Origin of the sequence: Acidiplasma cupricumulans (assembly GCF_001402935.1) — an archaeon.
GTDB lineage: Archaea > Thermoplasmatota > Thermoplasmata > Thermoplasmatales > Thermoplasmataceae > Acidiplasma > Acidiplasma aeolicum.
Window position 1 is genome coordinate 1 of the sequence record NZ_LKBH01000127.1, and the last position, 4,462, is coordinate 4,462.

General features: G+C 34.6%; 3 protein-coding genes. 1 reads left to right on the forward strand and 2 read right to left on the reverse strand.

All coding sequences use genetic code 11. The annotated features are described in order from the left end of the window. Positions 1-1,335 (forward strand): MFS transporter (locus tag AOG55_RS03845; protein ID WP_156318742.1); only part of this gene is annotated, 1,335 nt, incomplete at its 5' end. A gap of 1 nt (position 1,336) precedes the next feature. Here the strand turns inward: AOG55_RS03845 and AOG55_RS03850 are convergent. Together AOG55_RS03850 and AOG55_RS03855 are read right to left on the reverse strand one after the other, a co-directional pair. Beyond that, a complete protein-coding gene (locus AOG55_RS03850) occupies positions 1,337-3,100 on the reverse strand; it encodes an alpha/beta hydrolase family protein (protein WP_055040915.1) in 1,764 nt (587 codons plus the stop codon). A 29-nt stretch (positions 3,101-3,129) separates the two neighbouring features. Beyond that, positions 3,130-4,462, reverse strand: a 1,333-nt coding sequence (locus AOG55_RS03855; protein ID WP_084779399.1) for an MFS transporter, incomplete at its 5' end; no start/stop codon positions are given.

Below are 4,462 nucleotides of genomic sequence, written 5' to 3' on the forward strand. Positions count from 1 at the left end.
ACTATCATGGATAAAATCATTGATAGTGAAAAATTCTCAAAATTTTTAAGGCTTTTATATGTTGCAACAGCAATTGGGGCGTTTACAGATATTTTTGATACTAGTGTCGTCGGTGGCACATCTGCAAGCATAATCACATCACTGAATATAACAAAACCCGAATTTGGGTTCCTCGGTTCAATGACATTTATTGGTGGTCTCTTTGGTGCACTATCTTTTGGATACCTATCTGATGCCTTTGGAAGGAAAAAAACATTTATAATAACATTAATACTTTTCATAGTTTTTGAATTTTTATCAGGTCTGGCACCTGATTATATATATCTTTTGGTATTCCGTTTTGTTGTGGGCTTTGCAATTGGTGCTGATTATGTTCCGGCCATAACCCTGCTCTCTGAGTTTGTGGAACCCGGGAAAAGAGGGTCTTCATTTGATTTTTTCTGGATACTGGCAAATCTGGGTGCTCTTGCATCCTATCTTGTTGCATTCCTACTGGTTCCACTTGGCGGTCTTCAGTGGAGAATTTTATTTATAATAGGAATAATACCGCCTTTATTGGGATTATTGATAAGATCGAGAATTCCAGAAACACCAAGGTTTTTTGCCATTAAGGGAAAAATAGAGGATGCCAAAAACTCCCTAAAAGAAATAGGTTTAAGTGAGGATAATGTAAATAATTATGAAAAGTATAATTTAAGCGATGAAAAATTATTTAAACCATATATTTTAGGAATAACGATACCGCTGTTTCTAATCATGCTTTTAAATATACCCCCAAGTGGAATGCTGGAATTAACGCCACTTATGTTAAGTACTTTAAAAATATCAAAAAGTGATTCACTGTTATTTACCTCATTTGCCTGGGTCACACCAGTTGTAATAGGAAATATTATAGCATTTAAATTAATGGATTTGCTTGGTAGGATAAAAATGCTTATAATAGGTTCCCTAGGTCTTGGGATTGCATTAATAGCCATGTATGTATTTTCATCATATTATTTCAATGTCGATTTAATGCTAGCTGCAATGGCCTCTGGTGGAATACTGCAATCGTTTTATATTCCAGTAATTTACTCACTCTCCACGGAGTTATATCCAACAAAGATTAGGGGCATGGGCCAGGGTATAAGTATTGCCGGAATAAGGCTTGCTGGCATCATAGGTACATTTGGTGGTTCACTTCTGTTAACATATTATAAAATAGCCGGAATTTTAATAGGATACGCCGTTATATGCTTTCTGGCAATTATTGTTATTGTCTTCTGGCTTGGCAGGAAGGCAGAAACAAATAAGATGGTTTTAGAGGATATAGATAAAAGATTCATTAAAAATTAAATTATATATTTTCATCAAAGAATTTTAAAGTTTCCCTGTACTGCTGAATCATGTGCATTTTTTCACCGAAGCCATGGCCCTCCCTTGGAAACAGCAGCAGCCTTACTTTTTTGTTTTTATCCTTTAAATACCTGTAAAATTCAAGGTACTGGCCATATGGTACATATGGATCCTCAATGCCATGCATTAAAAGTATGGGTGTTTTTATATCACTGTTCATTCTTATAACCGAGAACTTATCGTATTTATTGAACTTATAAGGGTCTTCATGCATGTGTATCTGATCCCATAGATGCAGGTTTGATGTTCCGTGGAAGCTTACCCAGTCAGATATTCCATACAGGGATACAGATGCCCTAAAAATATTTGATTTTGCAACGGCAAGTGCAGACATGTAACCTCCATATGACCCTCCTGTTATATATATTCTGTCAGTTTTAATTTTTCCGGTGGATTTTAGGAAATTTATTCCATTTATTATGTCCTCAAAATCATTCCCGCCGAGGTCTCCAAGATTTGACTCAGCATACTTTCTTCCAAGGCCTATGCTTCCGCGGTAATTTGGAAGGAAAACAGAGTATCCATTGTCAAGGTACATTGTTGTGCGGTCGATCATTGCAGGATATGAAAATGATGTGGGGCCCCCATGTATATAAACTATTAAGGGTTTTTCAGGTCCGAGTGATCTTAAAAATCCATATATCCTCATGCCATTTGAATCCCATTCAATAAGCTCATTTGCGTATTTTGGTGAATTCCTTAATTCTTTATTTATTTCAGACTTAATGATTTCATCTCCATTGATAAATAAAAGTTCTCCTGGATTTTCAGTATCTGAAAAAACCAGTGCAATTTTATTTAATGATATTGAAAATTCCGGTGAGACAACAGGATAAACTATGCCGGTGCCCCTCCATAAAATACTTCCAGTATCGATATTTTTTATCCTGAATTCTGACATGTGATTTTCCATGGCATAAATATTGTTATTGAAAAATTCTATATGTGAGTAGCTTGAATCGCTATCTTCAGTCAGATTTTTTGTTTTATTTCCTGATATTAATATAATATCGCCTGATACAACACCCCTGTCACTCATTACAGATTCAAGAAATGCAGCATTGTCATTGAATGCCCTAATTTTACCTATCTGCCTGTATTCTGGATCATAAATAATTTTTATATCCCTATCAATACCTATTTTATATACCTTGGATGCATACCAGCAGCTCTCCTGCGGGCATTCAGAGGCAATAGCATAGATATTTTTCCCGTCAACTGAAAATTCCCAGATGTTTAGTTTTTCTGTTATTTTTTTTATTCCCGAATTCATGTCAATAATATATAGTGAATTAAATGAATCCGATTCTTCAAAGAAATATGCATCATCCTCACCATTCACCTTTTTTTCCTTTGCAGTAAATATAATTCTGGAATCGTCATACCATTTTGCAGTATCTATCTCCCCGGGAAAATTCAGACTTATATCCATTCCATTGTTATCCAGAACAATAATATTATTCCCGCAAACATAAAGTGATCTGCCTGAACTGGCATATTCAAAGGATTTAATGCCATGCCCATCTATTTTTCTTTTAATTTCCATATTTTTTTTAAAAATAAATAATGTGGATTCAGGGTTCTTTTTTTTATATTCCCTGTAACTTTTTGTTGCAATACATGCAATTTCATCCCCATTTGGGGATATTCTGACATTTGAAATAAACCTGTATTTTAAAAGTCTCTCAATGCTGTAATCTTCCATTATCTGAGATAATTATAAAATATAAAATCTTAATTATATTCCGCATTTTTATCCATGAAATGGCCTGTTTTTCCAGTTATTATGGCTATAACAATAAGAACTGTTACAATCAATGCCAGTACCAGTGTATTGTATCCTAATCCCAGATACACAAGAAGAATTCCTGATGTAAATCCACTTACAGCCTCAACTATTTTATTTACCATGTAATTCTGGCCATTGGCAATCCCCCTTATCTTTGAGGGTACAAATGAATTTAACACCGCATTATATGCCATTGGCCCCATGTAATCAAGGAATATAATGCCCATGGTAAACGGTACTATAAGAATACTGTATAGCCTTCCAGAAAAAACAATGAAAAGCATAAACAGTAACAGTCCTGCAAACGATGATGGTATGACACTGCTTTTATATATGCCAAATCTTGATGATACAAATGGTGAGATTAATGCGCCTGCAAAGCCGGCAGCATATATTAATCCATCAATGCCAAGTATATATGTAAATGTGTATATCCTCAATATTACAAGCATGTATGTTACATAAAATGAAAACCCCCAGCCTATAAAACCAACTATGCAGTTTAGGGAATATGTGAATATTATTTCCCTGTTGATTCCTGACCTGTAAAATTTGATTATATCCTTAAGTGACCTGTGCAATTTTTCTGTTGATTTTATCTTTATATCATCACCATAAACATTTTTAATAACCTTTTCAGCATCGGTATTTTTACCGCTGTAATAAAGCCATAAGGGTGTTTCCATTAAATATGTTCTTAATACCAAAATAATTGTGGCGAATACACCACCCATTATGAAAATATATCTCCATATAATATTGGAGTTTATATATGTATAGAGCAGGTATACTGTTAGTACCGCAACAAGGGCAACGACTGAAAATGCATATGCCCAAAGCGAATAAAATTTATTTCTCTGTTTCATGCTTATATATTCATAAATGTATGAAAAGCCTGTGGCCACATCAGCCCCTATGGAGAATCCCATAATAATCCTGAATGCTATAAACTCAACCAAGTTGGTGGAAACGGCTATAAGAATGGCAAAAATAATAAAAACCAGCATATTATAAATAAGCATTTTTTTTCTGCCCAGATAATCAGTTAAATACCCACCAAATATGGCACCTATTATTGCCCCAATATTTGCTCCGGCGACGGAAAGCCCAAGAAGTATGCCGGACGGCAGGAATGTATCCTTAAAAAAGGTTAAAACAAATGAAAATGCGGTGAGATCCCATACATCAAGGAAAACACTTGCAGAAACTATAAAGACCATATAAAGGCTTTTTATATTATCATGGGTTAATATGTAACGTGAAACCTCATTGTTCTCA